This is a genomic window from Lysinibacillus sp. RS11 (assembly GCF_042019215.1).
GTDB lineage: Bacteria > Bacillota > Bacilli > Bacillales_A > Planococcaceae > Lysinibacillus > Lysinibacillus xylanilyticus_A.
In genome coordinates this window covers 394,094-415,300 of the sequence record NZ_CP168124.1, presented here as the reverse complement: position 1 = coordinate 415,300, position 21,207 = coordinate 394,094, and the positions used below count along the sequence as shown (strand labels likewise).

Annotated in this window: 16 protein-coding genes and 1 pseudogene; 3 read left to right on the top strand and 14 right to left on the bottom strand. The window is 37.7% G+C overall.

The genetic code is table 11. The features are described from left to right. Nucleotides 1-94: 94 nt before the first annotated feature. From AB9L17_RS02135 to AB9L17_RS02125, 3 genes are all read right to left on the bottom strand, one after another. Complete coding sequence (locus AB9L17_RS02135) at nucleotides 95-961, bottom strand: GNAT family N-acetyltransferase (RefSeq protein ID WP_068985138.1); 867 nt, start codon at nucleotides 959-961, stop codon at nucleotides 95-97. Between the two features lie 426 nt (nucleotides 962-1,387). Further along, nucleotides 1,388-3,220, bottom strand: coding sequence for an ABC transporter ATP-binding protein (locus AB9L17_RS02130; protein WP_375199976.1), 1,833 nt, complete (start codon nucleotides 3,218-3,220; stop codon nucleotides 1,388-1,390). Continuing rightward, complete coding sequence (locus AB9L17_RS02125) at nucleotides 3,220-4,941, bottom strand: ABC transporter ATP-binding protein (protein WP_068985136.1); 1,722 nt, start codon at nucleotides 4,939-4,941, stop codon at nucleotides 3,220-3,222. The genes AB9L17_RS02130 and AB9L17_RS02125 overlap by 1 nt, the downstream gene beginning before the upstream one ends. Nucleotides 4,942-5,869: 928 nt before the next feature. On the opposite strand from AB9L17_RS02125, the gene AB9L17_RS02120 reads away from it, so the two are divergent. Next, nucleotides 5,870-7,891, top strand: a complete 2,022-nt coding sequence (locus tag AB9L17_RS02120) for a bifunctional diguanylate cyclase/phosphodiesterase (protein WP_068985135.1) — start codon at nucleotides 5,870-5,872, stop codon at nucleotides 7,889-7,891. Between the two features lie 176 nt (nucleotides 7,892-8,067). Here AB9L17_RS02120 and AB9L17_RS02115 read toward each other — a convergent pair whose 3' ends face one another. Beyond that, nucleotides 8,068-8,535 (bottom strand): threonine/serine exporter family protein, encoded by a 468-nt coding sequence (locus AB9L17_RS02115; RefSeq protein WP_068985134.1) that lies wholly within the window; start codon nucleotides 8,533-8,535, stop codon nucleotides 8,068-8,070. Between the two features lie 12 nt (nucleotides 8,536-8,547). Continuing rightward, nucleotides 8,548-9,300 carry a threonine/serine exporter family protein gene (locus AB9L17_RS02110; RefSeq protein ID WP_068985133.1) on the bottom strand — a complete coding sequence of 251 codons (753 nt, stop codon included), beginning with the start codon at nucleotides 9,298-9,300 and terminating at the stop codon, nucleotides 8,548-8,550. 393 nt (nucleotides 9,301-9,693) lie between these two features. Here AB9L17_RS02110 and AB9L17_RS02105 point away from each other — a divergent pair, with 393 nt between their 5' ends. Next, nucleotides 9,694-11,100, top strand: a complete 1,407-nt coding sequence (locus AB9L17_RS02105; protein WP_223554514.1) for a polysaccharide deacetylase family protein — start codon at nucleotides 9,694-9,696, stop codon at nucleotides 11,098-11,100. A gap of 482 nt (nucleotides 11,101-11,582) precedes the next feature. Then, a complete protein-coding gene (locus AB9L17_RS02100; protein ID WP_375199975.1) occupies nucleotides 11,583-11,966 on the top strand; it encodes a hypothetical protein in 384 nt (127 codons plus the stop codon). 88 nt (nucleotides 11,967-12,054) lie between these two features. Here AB9L17_RS02100 and AB9L17_RS02095 read toward each other — a convergent pair whose 3' ends face one another. The 9 genes and pseudogenes from AB9L17_RS02095 to AB9L17_RS02055 form a co-directional block, all read right to left on the bottom strand. Continuing rightward, nucleotides 12,055-14,157, bottom strand: coding sequence for a beta-propeller domain-containing protein (locus AB9L17_RS02095; protein WP_375199974.1), 2,103 nt, complete (start codon nucleotides 14,155-14,157; stop codon nucleotides 12,055-12,057). A gap of 299 nt (nucleotides 14,158-14,456) precedes the next feature. Then, nucleotides 14,457-14,945, bottom strand: coding sequence for a DedA family protein (locus AB9L17_RS02090; protein WP_068985130.1), 489 nt, complete (start codon nucleotides 14,943-14,945; stop codon nucleotides 14,457-14,459). Next, complete coding sequence (gene pssA, locus AB9L17_RS02085; RefSeq protein WP_068985129.1) at nucleotides 14,924-15,469, bottom strand: CDP-diacylglycerol--serine O-phosphatidyltransferase; 546 nt, start codon at nucleotides 15,467-15,469, stop codon at nucleotides 14,924-14,926. Before pssA ends, AB9L17_RS02090 begins: the two co-directional genes overlap by 22 nt. Before the next feature lie 324 nt (nucleotides 15,470-15,793). After that, entirely contained in the window at nucleotides 15,794-16,996 is a 1,203-nt protein-coding gene (locus AB9L17_RS02080) for an MFS transporter (RefSeq protein ID WP_375199973.1), read from the bottom strand. Nucleotides 16,997-17,087: 91 nt separating this feature from the next. Next, complete coding sequence (locus tag AB9L17_RS02075; RefSeq protein WP_068985127.1) at nucleotides 17,088-17,693, bottom strand: DedA family protein; 606 nt, start codon at nucleotides 17,691-17,693, stop codon at nucleotides 17,088-17,090. Between the two features lie 25 nt (nucleotides 17,694-17,718). Then, nucleotides 17,719-17,844, bottom strand: a pseudogene (dltC, locus tag AB9L17_RS02070) (D-alanine--poly(phosphoribitol) ligase subunit 2); the annotation flags it as partial. Nucleotides 17,845-17,887: 43 nt separating this feature from the next. Then, nucleotides 17,888-18,313 carry a MarR family transcriptional regulator gene (locus AB9L17_RS02065; protein ID WP_083227035.1) on the bottom strand — a complete coding sequence of 142 codons (426 nt, stop codon included), beginning with the start codon at nucleotides 18,311-18,313 and terminating at the stop codon, nucleotides 17,888-17,890. Nucleotides 18,314-18,820: 507 nt separating this feature from the next. Further along, on the bottom strand, nucleotides 18,821-20,014 hold the full coding sequence (locus AB9L17_RS02060) for an acyl-CoA dehydrogenase family protein (RefSeq protein ID WP_223554520.1): 1,194 nt from the start codon (nucleotides 20,012-20,014) through the stop codon (nucleotides 18,821-18,823). Between the two features lie 10 nt (nucleotides 20,015-20,024). Next, nucleotides 20,025-21,197 (bottom strand): saccharopine dehydrogenase family protein, encoded by a 1,173-nt coding sequence (locus AB9L17_RS02055; RefSeq protein ID WP_068985125.1) that lies wholly within the window; start codon nucleotides 21,195-21,197, stop codon nucleotides 20,025-20,027. Nucleotides 21,198-21,207 lie beyond the last annotated feature (10 nt).

Here is a 21,207-nt window from a genome sequence, read left to right as displayed (position 1 = left end):
ACCGCCACACCGGATTCCTAAACAAATTGTAGAGAGCCAAATAAAAAGAGTGAGCAGCGATGCACCATCCATTACATCACTCCTCACCCTGTTTTTAGTTTTTCACGAAATAATCTATTTGTTGAGCTTTCATAAAGCCCGCCTTCTCATAAACAGAAAGTGCTTTTCTATTTTCAATTTCTACATCAAGCATGACATATTTCGCTCCATTTTCACTTGCAAAATCCTTTGAAAATGTCAGTAAAGCTGTACCAATACCTTGCCCTTCACAAGTTGGAAGAACAGCAAGTGCCGTTACCCATTGAATTTCATTTTCTTCAACGGTCGTTACTGTACCGACTACCATATCGTCTTTACGTGCTACCCAAAGCTTTCGTCCATTCGTTGACGTGTTAAAGGCAATTAGCTCCTCGGATTCTTCTGGTAAATCCCCAAATGCCTCACTATAAATAGTCATTAACGCTGCATGCTCCCCAGCATATGGAGAAATCTCAATATCGCTACGTAATTCAACTCGTTCCGCTCTCGTTTCTAGCGTTGCCTCTGAGAAGCTATATGTATAGCCTCTTTTTTCAATAAATGCATGGCCGAAAGGTGATCCATCAATGACTACTGCCAATTGACCTTCTGCACCTCGTTCGTCTAGTCCCGCTTGTAGCCCCCCGACTAAAGCGGTTCCAATTCCTTTTTGACGATGTAATGGTGTAACTACTAACGACCATTCATACGTATGTAACCCCATTAAATCAATTGCACTAGCCGCACCGACTAACACATCCTTGTCATCGTCATACGCAAGAACCATAAAACCTTTCGAATCAAAGGAGCTTGCCATTGGTATATTCATAATCGTTTCATATACACGATAATCGTTTAAAGTTGCTTCTTCACATAATGTTTTTAATTCATTTAAGGTTTCCCCATCTAACGGGAAAGACACTGTAATTACTGAAATATCCATTGTTTACTCCGTTCTTGTATCAAACTATTGCCCTATTGTAGCAAGAAAGAAAATAAGCTGGCAACAAAATATAATTGTAACTTCTCATAATCAGCGATTTCACTTTAATAAATAATGGATTTTTACTACTGTCCATTTCTAAAATGACTAAAACTAACTAGAAGCTATAGATACATATAATTAGATTTACACCTTATTTATCGTCAATAGATTCATTTATTTTATAACCAACCCCACTATTTATACCATTAAATCACATTTTATTATTAGGCTCTTCACCCAAATATGTACTTGACTACACATTCCATCCAAAAGGACGCTTAATAAAAACATACAAAAATCATTTTCATCAGATAAAAAGAGTGAGTAGTAACGTTCGACACACTACTCCTCACCCTGCTCTTTATTTTTCACACATTGCTACAATTACTCATCAAGATGATAAGATGAAGATTGTAACATCTGTGCATAAATGCCACCTGATTCAATTAACTTTTGTTGTGGCCCCGCTTCGACTAACTCACCCTTGTGCATAACAAGCACAATATCGGCATTGTGCACTGTATTTAAGCGGTGAGCAATAACAAAACTTGTTCTTCCCTGCATTAACGTGTCTAGAGCCTCTTGAATCGCAAGCTCCGTCACAGTATCAATGCTACTTGTCGCCTCGTCCAACAACAAAATTTTCGGGTCTGCAATCAAGGCACGTGCAATTGACAATAACTGCTTTTGACCTTGCGAAATTTCACGACCATCTGCCGCAAGTACTGTATCATAGCCATTCTTTAGCTTCATGATAAAGTCATGTGCATTCGCACGCTTAGCCGCCTCTTCTATCTCCTCATCACTAGCATCTAATCGCCCATAACGAATATTTTCACGTACAGACGCCTCAAATAAAAACGGATCCTGTAATACAAAGGCCATTTGCGAACGCAAAGCTTGTCGTGCTATTTGCTGAACGTTCACACCATCAAATAAAACCTCACCCTTCGCTACCTCGTAAAACCTTGCAATAAGCTGTAAGATCGTTGTTTTCCCTGCTCCCGTTGCCCCAACAAGAGCTACTGTCTGTCCAGGCTCTACGTTAAAATTGACGTCCTTTAAAGTGTAAGCTTCCGCTTCTTGCTCATATTTAAAGTACACGTGTTGAAAACACACCTGTCCTAATAGTTTATGCTTCTGCGCGAAAGCAGCTTCCTCTTCAGGCTGTTCATCCAGTAACGCAAATACACGTTCCGCACCAGCAATCGCTGACAGTACTGTGTTAAATTGGTTGGCTAGATCGTTTAATGGTCGTGTAAATTGCCTTGCATACTCTGTAAAAATAACAATTACTCCGATTGACACATGTCCATAAAAAGCAAGTACGCCTCCAATACCAGCCACAATTGTGAAGCTCATATTATTTAAAAAGTTCATGACCTTTGGAATATACCCAGAGTATGTTTGTGCCCAAAAGCCAGTTCTTTTTAATCGTAAACTTTTTTCACGAAACTCCTCTTTCATTCGTTCCTCTTGTGAAAAAGCCTTCACAATCCGCTGACCTGAGATTGTTTCTTCAATCATGCCATTAAGCGCTCCTAAGGCCACTTGTTGCTCTTTAAATAATGGTGCTGTTCTCCGTGTAATCCAACGCATTGCCCAAAACATTATTGGTATAATCGCCATCGTTAATATCGTTAGCAAAGGGCTTAAACTTAACATAATAATCACTGTTCCTGTAAGCGTTAATACACTGGAAAACACTTGGATAAAGGAACTGTTTAAAGTTGAGCTAACTGCTTCAATATCATTCGTCATCCGACTCATTAATTCTCCATGCTGACGGCGATCGAAAAAGGCAATCGGGAGTCTTTGGAAATGGGCCAATACACTCGTTCGTAATCTATAAATTGTTTGCTGAGCAATACCAATCATCCAATAGTTTTGTAAAAATAATGATACTGCTAATAGAGCGTAAATGCCGATTAACAGCCTAATTCCTTTGCCTAGTCCTGCAAGCTCTCCATGCATTACATACGTGTCAATCATTTTACCGATTAGATATGGCCCAAGTAGAGCCAATATTGAGCTCACCATGACTAGTAACAGCACAATAATTAATAGTGCACGTTGTTCATCAACAATTTTCCATAAACGTAACAGTGTACTTTTCCAATCTGTCGCACGAGGTCCCTTCTTTTTCTTAACAGCCTGCTTCACATCATCTTGCGTCAAAATCGGTTCATAGCCAAAAGGTTTTTGGAAAAATCCCATTATTCCTCTACCTCCTGTTGGGAGATTGCGATTTTTTTATAGAGCGCTGAAGTTCGCAATAGCTCTTCATGTGTCCCGTATGCGACCACTTTTCCTGCATCAATGAGTAAAATTCGATCTGCCCCCTTAGCTGTACGAATTTTTTGAGTGACCACTAGCATTGTTGCTTGTTCTTCACTTAATGCTTCCCATAACGCTTGTTCCGTTTTAACATCAAGCGCACTTGTACTATCATCGAGCATCAATATATGACCTTTTCTTAATAACGCTCTTGCAATAGATAATCTTTGTTTTTGACCACCTGAAAGATTGACACCCTTCTGTCCAACTCTTGTCTCGTAACCATTTGGGAAATCCTCCACAGAAGCATGGATTTGCGCTTGCATTGTAGCCTGTAGCACGGCATCCATTTCAGCCTCTGCATCCCCCCAACGAACATTATCGGCAATGCTTCCTGTAAACAACAACGATTGCTGAGGGACATAACCAATGATTTCACGTAGTTCTTGTAAATCCCACTTCTGCGCATCTTTTCTCTCTACTACTATTTTGCCTTCTGTGACATCGTAGAAGCGAGGAATAAGCTGTAGCAATGTTGATTTCCCTGCACCTGTTGCCCCCATAATGGCTAACTTTTCACCAGATTTCACTTGGAAGCTTACATCGGATAGTACCGGTGAATCTCCCCCAGGATAAGTAAAGCTAACATGATCAAAAGCTAATTCTCCAAAACTCATGCCCTTAGGTGTTTTCTCTGAAGATGACGGTAGTTCAATCTCATTTTCAATAGAAAGTACTTCTGCCATACGCTCTGCTGATGCTTTTGCACGCGCATAAAAAATAATAATAAAGGCAAACATCGAAAACGAGCCTGTCATACGCATTGCATAATTAACAATAGCAACAATATCTCCAAGTGGAGTCGTACCTGCAGCTATTTGCTTCGTCCCAAACCATAGTACTGCAAGTAAACTCATATTCATGACGAATAACAATACTGGCATAATATACTCCATTGTACGAAGAGCCTTTACTGTATCTATTTTTAAGCGTGAAGCAACCTCGTCAAAACGCGACGCTTCATAAGCACCGCGTAAATAAGCCTTCACCAATCGAATCGCCTGCAAATTTTCTTGTAGTACACGATTTAAACGATCTATTCTTTTTTGTACGAGCCCAAAATAAGACACACCTTTGGCCACCATGAAAATAAGAAAAACAAAAATAATGGGTGCGCCAATAACTAAACACAATGCCAGCTTTGCATTTACAACAAAAGCCATCACAATGCTGCCAACAACCGCAAGTGGTGCCCGGAGCATAATTCGTAGACTCATAAACAACACCGTCTGCACTTGTGTCACATCATTTGTTAACCTTGTAATAAGTGACGCCGTTGAAAATTTTTGATAAGTAGCCAATGTAAAGGATTGTATTTTTTCAAACAGTGCATTTCGTAAATCATAGGAAAAGCTTTGTGCTGTATGTGATGAAAAATATGAATTAACGATACCAGCTAAAAAAGCTACAAAGGATAAAGCCAGTAAAACAGCACCCCATTGCAAAATCATCCCTTCGTTTTGGGCTCGCACCCCATCATCTATGATTTTAGCCATTATAAGTGGTTGAGCAAGCTCAACAAATAATTCCAACAACATTAAACATAACGCAATAAATGCAGTCCATTTATAAGGCTTTACATAGGAAAAAACCTCTTTCATATTCTTCCCCCTTGTCCTAAAAAGAGATTCCCTATAACCCGAACATAGTAACAATCTCCTGTAAAGATAGTATTTTTATGCTTTTCTCCTGCTATCGAAAGCCACGTTACACAAACAAGCATAACGAACACCCCAACTAATTGCCAATAACCTAATGATGTACCAAATATGATCACTTAAATAACCACAGCTGTTAATGGTTCAATACTAGAAAGAATACTAGTCTCAACTGTTGTAATATATTTCATGCTACTTACAAGCCACAGTTCCAAAGAATATTAAGCGTTACACCACCTATATGCATTCTCCAGCCAACAACAAGAAGTACACTCCATTCTACCTTCAGACGTGCAGGATACAACGTGATCAACAGCTACTCCCCATAATAAGGCTTTGTTACTAACTAACAAAACCTCAAACAAAGCGTTCGTTAGTAGGAGAAAAAGACCTATAAGCGTAACAATAATCCCTATCACTTGATATTTTTGGGGTCATTTTTTAAACTAAGAGAGACATAAGCAACAATAAATATCGGTGATAAAAACTGTAGTAAGGTAAACAGTACAGCATTACTTTCGTTGATCGCTGCCACGGGAACAAACTGTACATCCAACATCCCTATTATTCCGAAAATAAGGGGCTGTCTACTCCATAGTTTTCGCTAAAAATTGCATATCTTTTCCAGTTGGTGATCAATTTCATTGAACCAAAGACGATAAATATTATTCCTTTTAACCGTTCCATACAACTCCCGCATCCTATATACGTACTAAGGAATGTTATTTTTCTCCAATTTTTTCTTAAGTTTCACTAGAAAAGTCCTATTTTTTTCATTATCAAATATTTACAATTATATTCGTAATGACTAATTCCCGATAATTAACTATAATATTAGTATATATAGATTACTCAAGGAGATCGAATAATCATGAGTCATATCCACAAATCATTTACGATTGATGAAAATTATTTAAATTCACTTCCTTTTCCTTCAATTGTCATAAATCAAGATGGACAAGTTATAATTTTGGGAAAACTTGCTGAACAGCTATTTGGTTTTTCAGCTACTGATACAAAAGAACTTACTGCTTCATTCATACATGAAAATATACTACGCCAGCTTTCACCAGAGACGTTTCAAACAATTTTACAAAATGATGACAGCATGTATATAGATCCAATTCAAATGAACTCGTATACCAATGAAAAAATTACGACAGAGCTGCTAACTAAACCATTTACTGAACAAGGAGAGCGTTTTATCCTTATAATGTTTATGTTACCAGAATTAATGATTAATTCTGTCTCAAATAGCAGTACTCTCGTAGACTTAAAACAAGGCTTAGACTCGACATTTATGACAATAACACTTGATCATGATGGATTTATTTTAGAATGTAATGCTGAATTTTTAAAAACGAGTCAATGGACACCTAAGCGCGTTATTGGTAAAACGTTTTGGCAGCTATTCCCTAACAATGAAGTGAGCGAAAAGATCACAAATACTATCTGGCGTAATTTGAACAATGGCAACACGTGGCAAGGTGAAGTTGAAAAAATCACAAAATCGGGCCAGTCTTATTGGGTACTATTAACAGCTATCCCGACATTTAATCTTGAAGCAAACGAGCAACAATTTATTTTAATTGAAAAAGACATTACGAAATCAAAGACAATACAACATCAGCTTGAAAAAATCGCTTATATTGATACAGAAACAGGCCTCATGAATGCACATCGTCTCGAAAAAGTGATTTCCAGCATGATTGAAGAAGAAAGAAACTTCTCTTTTGTCTATTTAAGTATAGATAAATTTTATACGTTAAAAGAGTTACATGATCATCATATCGATCAAGGCCTTATTGTAGAGTTTACAAACCGTATAAAAATGTATTTCCAAGATAGCACAATGGCACGCATTAACGAAAATGATTTTGTCGTAATTACACCTTTAAGTGAATGGTTTATTCAGGGCTTCCTGTCTTATTTACAACACCATCCAATTTATAACAGTAATGTTGCTGTCCCTATTTCTATTAGTGGAGGAATTACACGTTATCCTGAGGATCAAGCTACATTCTCCCAACTAATGAAAGCATCCATTGCTACTATTACAACTGTTCGTCAAGCAGGTGGCGGTAAAATCGTCTCACTATCAAAAGCAACACACAAGGCATTAAATCGTAAAGCTTTAATTGAAAAACGTTTACTTCAGGCACTTGACCAAAAAAATCTAAAAGTCCTTTATCAGCCACAAATTGACGTTTATTCAGGTAAAATCACAGCTGTAGAAGCATTAGTTCGTTGGGAAGATGAAGTAGTAGGCGTTGTCTCACCAGATGAGCTTATTCCAATTGCTGAGGAAACGGGTCTCATTAATAATATCGGTTCCTTTATGTTAGAAAAAGCTTGTGAACAGGCACTAATCTGGAAAAAAGCCGGGCTTGATTTAAAAGTATCCATTAACTCTTCTGTACGCGAATTTCGTGATAAAAACATGGCACAGTCAATACTTGAAATGTTAGCGAAAACAGGCTGTCCTGCAAGCCTTATTCAAATAGAAATTACAGAGAAATTTGCCTTAGAAGCAGAAGCTGCTACTTTTATTACACAACAAATGCGTAAGCTTGAAAATGAAGGCATCTCCTTTGTACTAGATGATTTCGGTACCGGATATGGCTCATTTAGATATATGCAAATTCTACCAATAGATACATTAAAAATCGATAAAGCATTTACTAGTGCTTTATTGAAATCCGAAAAAACACAAAAGCTGATTAACGGTATGGTACAACTTGGTAAATCTATGGAACTTAGAGTCGTAGCAGAAGGTGTTGAAACTGCTGAACAAGCAGACCTTTTAATCACTTATGGTTGCGACGCTATTCAGGGTTACCATATTAGTAAACCAATTACGTCAGAAGAAGTTGAAGCATTACTCGTTAAATAGTTAAATTAAAGAAGGAGGTTACGATTAAGAACGTAACCTCCTTCTCCCTATTTATTTTAACTTTCGCTTCGGCTTTTCTATCCGTTACTTTGGTTGAGTTTATCCGCCGCTCTAGCTTCTATCCATCGCTCTGGTCTTCAATCCGCCAAGCTCTCCCCCACATTTGCTGTAGAGCCTTACTTCTTATAGACTTTTCGGAATGTCGCTTTACTAGTACGAACAGAACGAAAAATAAGCTGCATAAATACTTCCGCGAACACAAGCCCCATAACGATTGCACCTGTAATTAAAAATGCCTTTAACCCATACTGTAGCCCCTGTAAATAATCATCCTCTACAACATTTCTCATTGCATTGTAAGCCATACCTCCCGGAACTAACGGGATAATACCACCAACAATAAAAATAATCATCGGCATTTTAAAGCGTCGAGCATACAAATGCGCAACAATGGCAATGACAAATGAGCTATAGAACGAGGCATTCACAATATCCATGCCATGTTCTGTTAGGACGAAATATATCATCCAGCCTATGACCCCAACAAAAACGCAATAAAGTAATACTTTTCTTGGTACATTAAATATAATTGCGATACCAGCAGTCGCAAAAAAACTAACAATCAATTGTATGATATAGTCCATGTCGTCTGCCTCCTAAAACGATAAAGTGACAGCAATAGCTGCACCAATGGCAAAAGCTGTTAAAAAAGCTTCTACTCCCTTTGCCATCCCCGATATAAAATGACCTGCCATTAAATCCCGAACTGCATTTGTAATTAATAAACCTGGTACGAGCGGCATAACGGAGCTAATGATAATTTTGTCTAATTCAACACCATAGCCACATTTCACGGCAAAGACAGCTATATATCCTATTGCTAATGAAGCAGTAAATTCTGAGAAAAATTTTACTTTTGTTAAATAATTGATCATTACAAGTACTAGGAAGCCTACCCCTCCGGCTAAAAACGCTACAGGAAAATCAGACCATCCTCCCTTAAACATTATAAGGAAAAAACCACTCGCAAGAGCCGCTGCTAAGACTTGTATATATGTTGGTAAAAAATAATTTGTTTTTTGTATCGACTTTAGCTCGTCATAAGCTTCTTCTAATGTTATCATGTGAGATGTGAGTCTCCGAGATACTGAATTTACCAAGGCTATTTTTTGTAAATCTGTAATTCTGTTGGAAATTGATACAATTCTCGTTGGCTGTGTCTTGCCTAACGAAAAAATGATTCCTGTTGGTGTGGCATAACATTGCGCATCCAGCATATTTTGAGAATGTGCCATGCGTAGCATCGTATCCTCGACACGGTATGTTTCTGCACCACTTTCAATCATAATGCGCCCTGCAAGCAATAAACAGTCCAACGTAAATTCATTATCTGCTTCATGTAAAACCATTACAGCTATCTGCCCTCCTATCAATTATGCCTCGGCATAATTGCGTCTGGAATCGGCTTTGTGCTGGCACAAAGAACTCCTTTCCGATTCCGTGACATCCGCCGGAGGCTTTAACTTATTTCAGTGGGTGTTTTTGCACCCACTGAAATAAGTTAAGGTTCCTTGCCCATAGTATCGAACTGCAAATAAAAACTCAACTGAAAATTTTTAACTTTTAACAAAAACACTTTGGCTTTCATATGCTGAAATGTGTAAGTTGCTGAGTTATTTATTCATGAAGATCGGTTCCCTATTAATTGATTGCAAAACTTCGTAGATTCGTATAACTTTTTCAATGACTAACACGTCTGATTTTATAGAAAAATAAATAAGGAAAGGAGCGTATCCATCAAAATGCCGGAACGCAGAAGAAGAAGACGCGGCCAAAGAATTGATTTTCTATTAATCGGCCTCATCATTACATTATCTACTATTATTTTAGTCATTATCCTATCAAAGGATGATTTTAAGTTTCAAAAAATTAGTGCCTCAAAAGAGACAACTTCAGATTCAATAAAGAGTAATCTATCTACAGAAAGTTCTGCGTTTCCAGGTATACGTATTGTAACAGATGTTTCTGATGATAAGCGAACACCTTTTGCTATTCACTACCCAGAAACAGATAATGAAGCTTTTAACGACGCTGTATTACAGTACATAAAGGATTCAAAAGAAAACTATCTGGCATCTATGAAAAAAAATAAAGATAAAAAGGCTAAGGGCGAGCTTAATATTAGTCTGGAAACTTTCCCATATCAAAAGCATTACTATTCCTTTGTTCTAACAACAATGCTGTACACAGGCGGAGCCAATCACGAGGTTTCAACGAAAACATTCTTCATCAATAATGAAACTGGTGAATTAATTTCTATTCAAGCATTATTACACAACGATGAAAACAACTTATCGACATTAGCAACTCATGTACGTAATGACTTACAACGAAACCCCCAGTTAAAAGATGAGCTTATCCAGGATGAGCTCTTAAAGGTAACTGAACCGAAGTGGTCTAACTTCAATCGCTTTGCCATCGTTGATGATTCATTACAATTCTATTTTGATGAGTATGAGATTGCTAGCGGAGCAGCAGGTGCGCCAATTGTGAAGCTTCCCCTTTCACTTATTAATCCGTTGTTAGCCCCTGATTTCCAGATTGCCATGGAAAAACCGGCGAAACCAATTAATACAGGTGACCCTAATGCAAAACGTATTGCCTTAACTTTTGATGATGGTCCACATCCAAAAGTTACAGAACAAATTTTAGATACCCTTGATAAATATCATGCAAAGGCTACCTTCTTTATGCTTGGCAGTCGTGTACAATATTACCCTGATATTGCGAGAGACGTACTTGCACGTGGGCACGAAATAGGTAATCATTCATGGAACCATCCTGTACTAACAAAACTGTCACTAGAGTCGGCAGTAAACCAATGCACATCTACAGTTGCGGAGATAGAGAAAGCCATTAATCAAAAGCCAACTGTATTTAGACCACCATACGGAGCAACAAATGATGCTATTAACGCTCAAATCCCTGTTCCTGTTGTCTTATGGACAATTGATACATTGGACTGGAAGCATCGCGATGCACAACAGTTACTACCTAATATCAAAAATAATTTACACAATAATGCGATCGTCTTAATGCACGATATTCATCAATCAACCGCTGACGGTCTTGATGCCGTACTTGCCTATTTACAAGGGCAGGGCTATGAATTCGTGACAGTATCAGAGATTCTTCCATATCGCCAATAACTAACCAAAGAAAAAGGCCAATAACCTCAAGGTTTATTGGCCTTTCTTTTGTAAAAAAAATGGTCGAATAGAACGTTTAGTCACTTTAAAGAGGGTGATTTCCGTTCCAGGCTACTCGCTTTCCCACGGGAGTCGAGTAGCCTTCCACTTCAATCAACAATAGCGTAGAACTTTTATATATTTTTATACATTTAAAAGTGAACAGTATAGCTACGAATTATAATTTAACAGAATGATTTATACCTATGATGTGATTGTACATCTGTTGCTAGAGTTTCATATCACTATAAATCTGAGTGATATACCAGAAATCACATTCTATATATAGTGGAGACTGTGCGACTCCTTTGGGATCACAGCGTCACAAATGAGACCCTCGAGTGAGCAATTAGAGGAACGAAGGCTAAGAGCAAATGTTTTATCTGCGCGAAAGCGAAGCGTCAGCGGCATCACGTTCTGTGATAACGCCTTCGTGACTACTCGTGTCGGCTCATCGGACGTCCCCAGGAAGCTTTACTCTGTGCGAAAGCGAAGCGACAGCAACAAATGTTTTATCTGCGCGAAAGCGAAGCGTCAGCGACAAATGTTTTATCTGCGCGAAAGCGAAGCGTCAGCGACAAATGTTTTATCTGCGCGAAAGCGAAGCGTCAGCGACAAATGTTTTATCTGCGCGAAAGCGAAGCGTCAGCGACAAATGTTTTATCTGCGCGAAAGCGAAGCGTCAGCGACAAATGTTTTATCTGCGCGAAAGCGAAGCGTCAGCGACAAATGTTTTATCTGCGCGAAAGCGAAGCGTCAGCGACAAAAGCGCCCAGTCGGAACGGAAATCACCCCCTCGTTTTGCAGAAGAATCTTACTTCATTTAATATGGCACTTTAATCTCTCTGACCTAATAGTTTTTCAACAACATAAAAAGTCCAATAAACTCAATCTTGGGTTTATTGGACTTTCTATTTATTTTATTGTTAATGTATCAAGTGGCTTAAAGTCTTTTAAGTTATAACTCTTCACTTCATTGCGTGCTACTGTGTAAAGAGCGTCATCTATATAGATTACACGCTGTACAAGCTGCTCCCAATTTTCAAACTGCTCGCCAGTGCTTTCGTTAATGATATTTCCTTTTAGCACAATGCCTTTATCCGCAGTGATTTCATAGATTTGTGCGCCTTGACCTTTGTAGACAATTTCATCTCCCTTCCCTGCCTCATAAAGGACAACCGGGAAACCAAAGTAATTGTATTCTGGATTACGAAATAGCGCTTTAGGATTGTATTGAACATCCGAGTACGAGCCCTTACCACCGATTTTCACTGAAGATTGTTCCTTTGGATTTTTGAAATCTGAAACATCAAACAATGACATTTTCATATTTGTTGTAACTGTAAAATTACGCTTTGAATTGGCATCATAACGTTGCTCTGTATCATAGCCAATGCCGATTAAATGCGTATCGTCTAATGGATGTAAATAGTTACTAAAGCCTGGAATCTTCAGTTCACCTAATACTGTTGGATTCTTTGGATTTGCTACATCAATCACAAACAGTGGATCAACTTGTTTAAAAGTTACCACATATGCTCTTTCACCCATAAAGCGTGCAGAATACACTTTTTCACCAGGAGCTAAATCTTTTACCGCACCAAGCTGGTGTAAATTTTCATCTAAAATAAATAGGTGGTTACGTGATATATTTTTTTCATCCCACATGTTCCCTTCCGTTGTAACGATGCGGAAATTGCCCTCATACTCATCCATTGAATATTGGTTTAACACGGATCCTTTTACTTTCGTAGTACCTACAAAATTCAGGGCAGTTCCATCAACATTCCATTTAAAAACTTGTGTATCCGTTGTTCTCGGCATCCAGATCATATCCGTAATGCGACCAGCAGCAGGAACGTCTGGACTTCCATCATAAATTGGTGTTGTTAAATAAAGTGCATTCTCCGACATATAAAGCCCACTACTGCCACCTAAATATCCCTTAGTATTTGCAGTTGTCTTGGCACCATTTTTTAAATCTATAGCTGTAATCAAGCTATATGTTCCATCCATAGTATTTGGTAAAATAGAAATTTTCTCTAAAGGTAAGCTTTTGTACTCTTTACCTTCTAAACTATCAAATGTTTTTGGTTTTAAATCTGGCGCTTTTTGCTCTCGAAGCATCCAATAATTCGTATACATATTACCGATTAAATATAATGTGTCGTTTGTTATTCGAATATCCTGTAAATATCCCTCTTGCCCCACTTCACGTATAAACTTAGGATTCTTAGGATTTGAAATATCATACAAAGTAGCTGTCAACATACTTGTGTCTGCTTTTTCTAAATATTCGTCTCCAATCGCTATTAATAAATTATTATATAATGCTAGCTTCGAAATATATTGTGATCCTTTCAGCTTGATTGTTGTTGCTAATTTTAAATTTTTCGGATCTTTCGCATCAACTACCGTAATACTTTGATCCTTTACAGCATAAATAAAGTCATCTTTAACAACAACGATATCACCTTCCTCCACGCCCTCTACTTGATTATTTGTTGTGGAGGCATCTTTTGCACTCGCTTTCTCCTCGTTGCTTGCCATTTCTACGCTTGTTTCATAGTCCAATTCTTTTTGTGAGTGGTTGGCTAAAAGTGCTTCGAAATATTGTTGCAGCTCTTTTTCTGATTTTACCGCTTCTAGCTTTTCAATGATGGTAAATGGTATTACTTGTGAGGCTGTTTTAGTTCCGCTTAGTGCAAATGCTTCTTTATTCACATGTAATTTATAGCTACCAGGTGCTAAATCGCTAACGATCAGTGTCTTTTTATCGTCCCCCAATGTTATTGTTGCTAGCACCTTTTTATTTTTGCTATTTGTTACGTATACATTGGCATCCGTTATTTTGCTTTCCTTTATTGCCTCTGTAAAGGACACTTGCCAGCTATGCTTTGTCATACTCGCACTTGCAGTCTGTGCCTCCACTTTTTGGGGCACCATCAGCGAAAAAGTTCCTGGCAAACTAGCTAGTACGGCGATGAGTAAAATGGCTATCCACTTATTTTTCATCATTTTTCCTTCCTTTCATAATGTTGTTTATTAATTAGACTACCAAAGAACAGGAAAGTTACACTATTCTGAATTTTTTTCAAGCAACACACCTGCTGATTAGACAAATTAATCCACTCTTTAGATTTGCTCTCATATTAAGGCTGATCGTATTATTTAACTTTATCACTAGCATCAATACAACTATCCAAAAAACGAAAAAATGTACAACTTTATATAAAATTGTACATTTTCTTATTTTAGGGCGTTATTAAATTCTTAAGTTGATGGATGTGGGGCAATACTCGAATAAGGAAATGGGATTAATCCTGTATAACCCCTACGACCTTTCCAATTGTAATAAAGGTGAAACACCATAAAAAAGCACCAATCGCAGCAAACGTAATATATGTTTTTAATTTCATTTTGCCGATTCCCGCAAAGTAACAGGTTACGTGTCTGAAACCGGGAATAAAGTATCCGAAAAGAAGTGTATACGGCCCGTATTTCTTCATCCACCTTTCTACTTTCATCATTCTCTTTTCTTTCAGCCCTATCCATTTTCCATATTTAGCTATTAAAGGACGACCAGCTTTTCTTCCGATTAGATAACTGATCATCATCCCTATAAGCGCTCCTGCAAAACTAACGAAAATAGCAAGTTCATAATTCAGGACATGAATATTTGTAAAATAACCGACAATTGTCATTAGGACTTCATCGGGTATCGGCAATCCAACGATTCCAAGAAGCAACATTAAAAAAATTGCTATATACCCATAAGATCCGATTAATTCTTGAATTGTTCCCATCTTTCCACCTCTGAATTTTCAACCGCAAGTCTTTTAAAATGTGGAAACTTAATCGTGCTCACCATCAAATAAGAAAGCACACATGTGCTTAATGCTAATACGATTGAGTTATTCATAAAACTTAATATAACAAGACATATTCCTGCGAATGGGATCGGCATTCCAATGAATGTCGGAGACTTGCTTTGAAGAACATTAAATCTTGATAGGCGAATTGCTCCACAAGTGCCATATGCCAGCGTACACAAAATCCCAATATACGGAATACTATACAATGCTACATTGTAAGCAAGCATAGCCGGAGCCACACCAAACGTAATCAAATCAGCAAAAGAATCAAGTTCCTTCCCAATATCCGAAACGGCATTTAGCTTACGTGCGACCATGCCGTCGAAAAAGTCAAGAAACATACCAACAAAAATGAAGACCGCTGCTGTATAGAAATCTTGAATAAACAAAGAGCGAATAGCAAGAAGTCCGCAAATAAAGTTTCCAATTGTAATCATACAGGGTATAAATTTCACAGTATATTAAACCTCCAATTCATTCAAACCAACACAATGGATAAAAAAACAGTCTTACAGCACACCTTGAAAAATAGAATTTTCATTTTATAGCGACAGATACAGAAGAATCCCCCTCTGAAGGTGGTGAGATAGAGGCGAAATTGATTTCTCGACTTCTCCACAAACTGCTAATTATATTGTGAATGGTATTTAAGTAAACGATAATACTAGGTAAAACTTTTCGAATTAGGGAATTGTCTATGTCCACAAAGAGAGCTTCTTTGAATGTCACCGGAACAATTTGGGATTTGATTGTTCTGAAGGCTTCCCCCACTTTTCTAATTATCCCACTAAGTCTTCTGTCAATTGTTTTTCTTTCCACACAAATGTAATACCGAGGCCAATGACCATAATAACAGCAGCGAAAAGGTAAGGATAGTGGACGTTTACGTCAAATAGTATTCCGCCTATCGTTGGCCCGATGATATTACCTAAGCTCGTATAGGTCGAGTTCATTCCAGCAATAAACCCTTGATCTTTACCGGCAGATTTTGATAAAAATGTCGTCAATGCCGGACGAAGCAAGTCAAATGCGAGGAAGATGAGGCTAGTTACCACCAACACTGCCCAAAATCCTGAGATCACGGTGGATATAACCGCCAATATTGCACCTGTAATTAAACATAATTGGATCAATTTCTTTTCACCGAGTTTATCTACCATTTTTCCAAACATAAATATTTGCACAATAACACCGAAGATTGCGCTTATCGTAATAATGGTTGCAATGTCCTTCGGCGTGAAGCCGAATTTATGATCAGAAAATAGACTAAAAACAGTTTCATATGCAGACAAGCCGAAAGCGAGTACAAATACAATGATAAATGGAATGAAATAAAGTGGATTAAGTGATTTTTTTAGATCTTTTATAAAGTTTGTTTGCTTTGTTTTAGCAGAAATTTCTGCAAGTTGTTCTTTTGTAAGCGGCTCTTTTAAAATAAATATTGATAAAATGCACGCTACAAAGGCAATAGCTGCCGCAAAGAAGAAGGGCATGCGTATACCGTATTCTGCAATAAAGCCTCCAAAGCCAGGTCCTATAATAAAGCCAGTACTAATGGCGGCAGAAACATAGCCCATCGCTTTTGGTCGATCCTGAACGGATGTAATATCTGCAACATATGCAGTAACACCTGGTATAATAAAGGCGGCACTAATTCCCCCTAACATCCTTGATAGATAAAGCACCGATACATGCGTGCCCAAACCAAAGATAAGTTCTGAAATACCAAAAAGGAATAAACCGATTGTGATGATGTTCTTCCTGCCATAACGGTCAACCCAACGACCTGCGAGTGGTGACATAAGTAGCTGTGCCATCGCAAATACGGCAATAAGATACCCCATCGTTTTTCCTGATAATTGCATGCTATTCATAAATGACGGCATAACAGGAATGACAAGACCAATTCCGAGAAAAGCAATGAATACATTGCTTAGAAGTATAATTAATATCGACTTTTGTTCTTTAATTGTTTTCTTCATGTACCAACATCTCTTTCTATAAGAATCATTGATGTGAAATAGCTCTAACTGTCTATGAGGCTTCTAATTTTTTACATGAATGGGTTCCAAATTAATTTGTATTTTGTACAAATAAACGTTTCAATTGTTTACGGAATCGAATAATAGCTACAATTATAATAACGCCAAAAACAATCTCCCAGACATGCTGTCCCATCATACTAAAGACAGAATGCATTTTATCACCTAACCAGTAACCACCAATTAAGAAGAACGATACCCAAAACAGAGCACCTGAATAAATTATTATTGCAAAACGGCGAAATGATAAATTGATTATTCCTACAAAGTATCCAGTAAAATGACGTACACCTGGAATGAAGAATCCAATAAAAAGCAGGAAATATCCATATTTATCAAACCACATTTTCGTTAAATCGATTTTTCTCTGTGTTAAAAACACATACTTTCCATACTTTTGTACAAACGGCATACCTAGTTTATTACCTAGAAAATACTGAATCGTCATCCCAACACTTGTCCCAATAAACGATAGTATAATTAATATCAGTAAATTTAAGTCTCCTGTATGTACTAAATACCCTGCATAAACTAATGTTGGCTCCCCTGGGAAAGGAAAAGCGATATATTCTAACAGCAATCCAACTAATACAACATAGTATCCATACTGTTGAAATAATTCATAAATCCATTCCATTTCATCTCTCCAAAGGTTACTTTTTTCATCGTAGATCTCCCAATTTCTTAACAATCATATTTGGTGTTTCCCATTTATCATGATCGAAATCTGAAATAGATACTTCAATATCTAAACGCTTTTGCAATTCTACTAATAAAGATACTGTATTGGTATTTCTCATCCTATTTTGCAATTTAAAATTCCATCTGTAATTACTCCATAGCTTCTTTTACTAGTATTTTTAACATTTTTTCAAATTGTTCTATTTCCTCTGCGGTACATCTTTTTTTCAAATTCATAATTATATTATTCATATAATTATCATTAAGACTGTAATACTCCATAAATTTATCTGTTACTTGAAGGTAATATACACGTTTATCTTTTTCGTCATTGAATTTTGTAAGATATCCTTTTTTAATCAATTTGTTGATTCTATACGTGGCATTCGGCTGTGATATATTAAAAAACTCTGCTAGCTCGCTATATGTAGGCTTTTTTAAGAAATATACAACTTCAAGGCATGCCATTTCTACAGCACTTATATTTTCAATCTCTACTGTTTGACCTCGAGATGAATTTTTATAAAAATTCATAGCAAGTTTCATATACAAATCTTCAAAGAGTTCATTCAACACATTTATTTCTCCTTCCCGCAATAAACTTAAAACTTTTTAATTAAAATATTTTAAGTTTATACTAAATCAAATAATCTTCATTGTCAATTGTTATAAAAAAACTAATTAAACACTGTAAAAAGGTTGATTAAAGAAGATTAAAGCGAGGTTCAGGTAATGGGCTCAGGTTAGCAAGAGCCTGTAACGGAAATCAGCCTCTTCGAATGTATGAAAATGGTTAATCAACACACCTGAAATCTATCAATATTAAAAGTGACCTTGTTTTATCAAATATTGTTCAAAGAGAGTCGTTTTCTTTATTTTAAAATCAAGGTTTGTGAGGAACTTTAATCAAACTTCATTACAAACCTACAATAAGTAGTTACATGTCATTTTAAAAGTTAAAATAAAAACAACCTAGCCTCCTCTCCTTAGAAAGGGGACCAAGTTGTTTTTCATTTGACATTTAGATCTGTGTATTCATGTGTTTAAAAAATAAGCCTAATATAAAAAGTCTTGATAAGATGCTTACTCTTCAAATGGCCATCTCGGTAGCATTTTTGCTAGTGGCTTATCTTGACGTTTTCCTAATACATAATCCGCCTGCATGACTGTATGAATCTCACGCGTACCTTCATAGATCACTGGGGCTTTCGAGTTACGTAAATAACGAGCGACTGGATATTCATCCGAATAACCATATGCACCATAAATTTGTACAGCATCATCCGCTGCTTTATTGGCAAAATCACAAGCCTGCCACTTTGCTAATGATGTCTCTCGTGTATTGCGTACCCCTTTGTTTTTCAACTCACCAACACGATATACAAGCAAGCGACTCATTTGATAGCCCGCTTCCATTTTGGCAATCATTTGCCCAACTAGCTGATGTTCTCCAATAGATTTTCCAAAGGTCTCGCGTTCATGACAGTATTTCACGCTCGCCTCGATACATGCTTGAATGAGACCGACAGCACCTGCTGCTACTGTAAAACGACCATTATCTAGCGCAGACATGGCAATTTTAAAACCTTCCCCTTCTTCTCCTAGACGATTCTCTACAGGTATACGTAGATCTTCGAAAAAGAGCTCCCCAGTATTGCCAGCACGAATACCGTATTTGCCTTTAATGGCCTTCGATGTGAAGCCCGCCATGGATCGCTCTACGATAAAGGCGCTAATACCATGATGTTTCTTCGCTTTATCAGTGTAGGCGAAGACGATAAAGTGGTCAGCTATATCACATAAAGAAATCCATGTTTTTTGCCCATTTAAGACGTAATCATCTCCATCACGTACAGCTGTGGTAGACATCGCCGCTACATCTGACCCTGCGCCAGGCTCTGTTAAACCAAACGCCCCAATCCGAACACCTTTCGCCTGCGGAACAAGGTATTGCTGTTTTTGAGCCTCTGTTCCCCATTGCATTAAGGTCATACTATTCAACCCTGTATGAACTGAAACAGCAGTGCGAAACGCTGTATCCCCACGTTCAAGTTCTTCGCAGACGATGGCCAGCGCATTGTAATCCATGCCACTGCCACCGTATTGTTCAGGTACACAAACACCCATTAGTCCAAGGTCAGCAAGTCTTGACCAAATCTTCGGATCAAAGCCACCTTCAGTATCCCACTTCGCAATATGTGGAATGATTTCATCATCCACAAACTGCCGGACTGTTTTTCGTAGCATTTCTTGCTCAGTAGTAAATTCGAAATTCAAGACTAGGCACCTACCATTTCACGATCATTGTAGATTTATGAGAGGTTTCCTTTATAACAACGCCTCGTTTTGCCATCTCTTCAATATAAGTATCACCTGGTACAATTGATTCAGGCGCAAATACACCGCGCTCTGTAATTTTATCTTCCCCAATCATCTGTGCCACGACAGAAATTGTATTAGCTGTTGCACGAGCCATAGCTGTTTCATTAATCGTCATATCTTTACGCACAATCATTTCGTACTCATAAGTCACCTGCTGCTGTGCTTTTTCACCTGCTACAATAACACGCAGTAGTACTGCATCTTGTTTTGTACCAAGCTCAAGCTTCTTTTTAAGTGCCTCACGAACAACTGCACGCACAGGAACTTCCTGATCTTCTACCGCTACCTTATTACCAGCATCAAGGAATCCTAGATCTGCTAATAGCTTAAATTTCTCTGCATGTCCCTTATAACGAATTGTTTTATATTCTAATGTGCTGACATTTGGGAATGTCTTATACAATGTCGATATGCCGCCAGATGTATAAAATGCCTCAAGCACACCAAAACCTTCGAAATAAATAGGCTCAACACCTGATAATGATGGAACTTCTTGAAGTTTGCCTTTTTGAATCGTCTTTGATGGCTCTGTATAATGATCAAAGACACCATCTAGAGAAAATACCCGTGTATAATGAAGAGGCGGCTTAGGCTCTGTAGGAATACCACCAACAAAAAGTTTAATCGATTCTACCTCATCTAATTTCGAAGCACCGTAACCCGCTAATATGTTGACCATACCTGGGGCAACACCCAAATCTGGTATAATCGTTACACCTTTTGCTTTTGCTTCTTCATTAAGATCTAATATTTTTTCCGTTACACCGCCAATATGACCACCTAAATCTACGGAATGAACACCCGCCTCAATGGCTGCTCTTGCTACACGCTCATTAAAGGAATAGAATAAAGCATTAACGACGACATCGCCTTTAGAGATGACCCCCATTAACGAGTCATCACGCTCCGCATGAAGCTCTACAACTTCAACCTTATCTGTATTTAACGAGTCCACAAAATCCTGTGCTATTTTTACGTCTATATCCCCTAAAAACACACGCTCTACTTTGCTATTTTTTATTAAATCACGAGCTACCTCTTTCCCCATTAAACCTGCACCTAATACAACAACTTTCATCAAGAACATC

Bases quoted from the DNA above. Each gene is read 5' to 3' on its own strand.
- AB9L17_RS02135 (WP_068985138.1), bottom strand. From the start codon at position 961: ATGGATATTTCAGTAATTACAGTGTCTTTCCCGTTAGATGGGGAAACC.
- AB9L17_RS02130 (WP_375199976.1), bottom strand. From the start codon at position 3,220: ATGGGATTTTTCCAAAAACCTTTTGGCTATGAACCGATTTTGACGCAA.
- AB9L17_RS02125 (WP_068985136.1), bottom strand. From the start codon at position 4,941: ATGAAAGAGGTTTTTTCCTATGTAAAGCCTTATAAATGGACTGCATTT.
- AB9L17_RS02120 (WP_068985135.1), top strand. From the start codon at position 5,870: ATGAGTCATATCCACAAATCATTTACGATTGATGAAAATTATTTAAAT.
- AB9L17_RS02115 (WP_068985134.1), bottom strand. From the start codon at position 8,535: ATGGACTATATCATACAATTGATTGTTAGTTTTTTTGCGACTGCTGGT.
- AB9L17_RS02110 (WP_068985133.1), bottom strand. From the start codon at position 9,300: ATGGTTTTACATGAAGCAGATAATGAATTTACGTTGGACTGTTTATTG.
- AB9L17_RS02105 (WP_223554514.1), top strand. From the start codon at position 9,694: ATGCCGGAACGCAGAAGAAGAAGACGCGGCCAAAGAATTGATTTTCTA.
- AB9L17_RS02095 (WP_375199974.1), bottom strand. From the start codon at position 14,157: ATGATGAAAAATAAGTGGATAGCCATTTTACTCATCGCCGTACTAGCT.
- AB9L17_RS02090 (WP_068985130.1), bottom strand. From the start codon at position 14,945: ATGGGAACAATTCAAGAATTAATCGGATCTTATGGGTATATAGCAATT.
- AB9L17_RS02080 (WP_375199973.1), bottom strand. From the start codon at position 16,996: ATGAAGAAAACAATTAAAGAACAAAAGTCGATATTAATTATACTTCTA.
- AB9L17_RS02075 (WP_068985127.1), bottom strand. From the start codon at position 17,693: ATGGAATGGATTTATGAATTATTTCAACAGTATGGATACTATGTTGTA.
- AB9L17_RS02055 (WP_068985125.1), bottom strand. From the start codon at position 21,197: ATGAAAGTTGTTGTATTAGGTGCAGGTTTAATGGGGAAAGAGGTAGCT.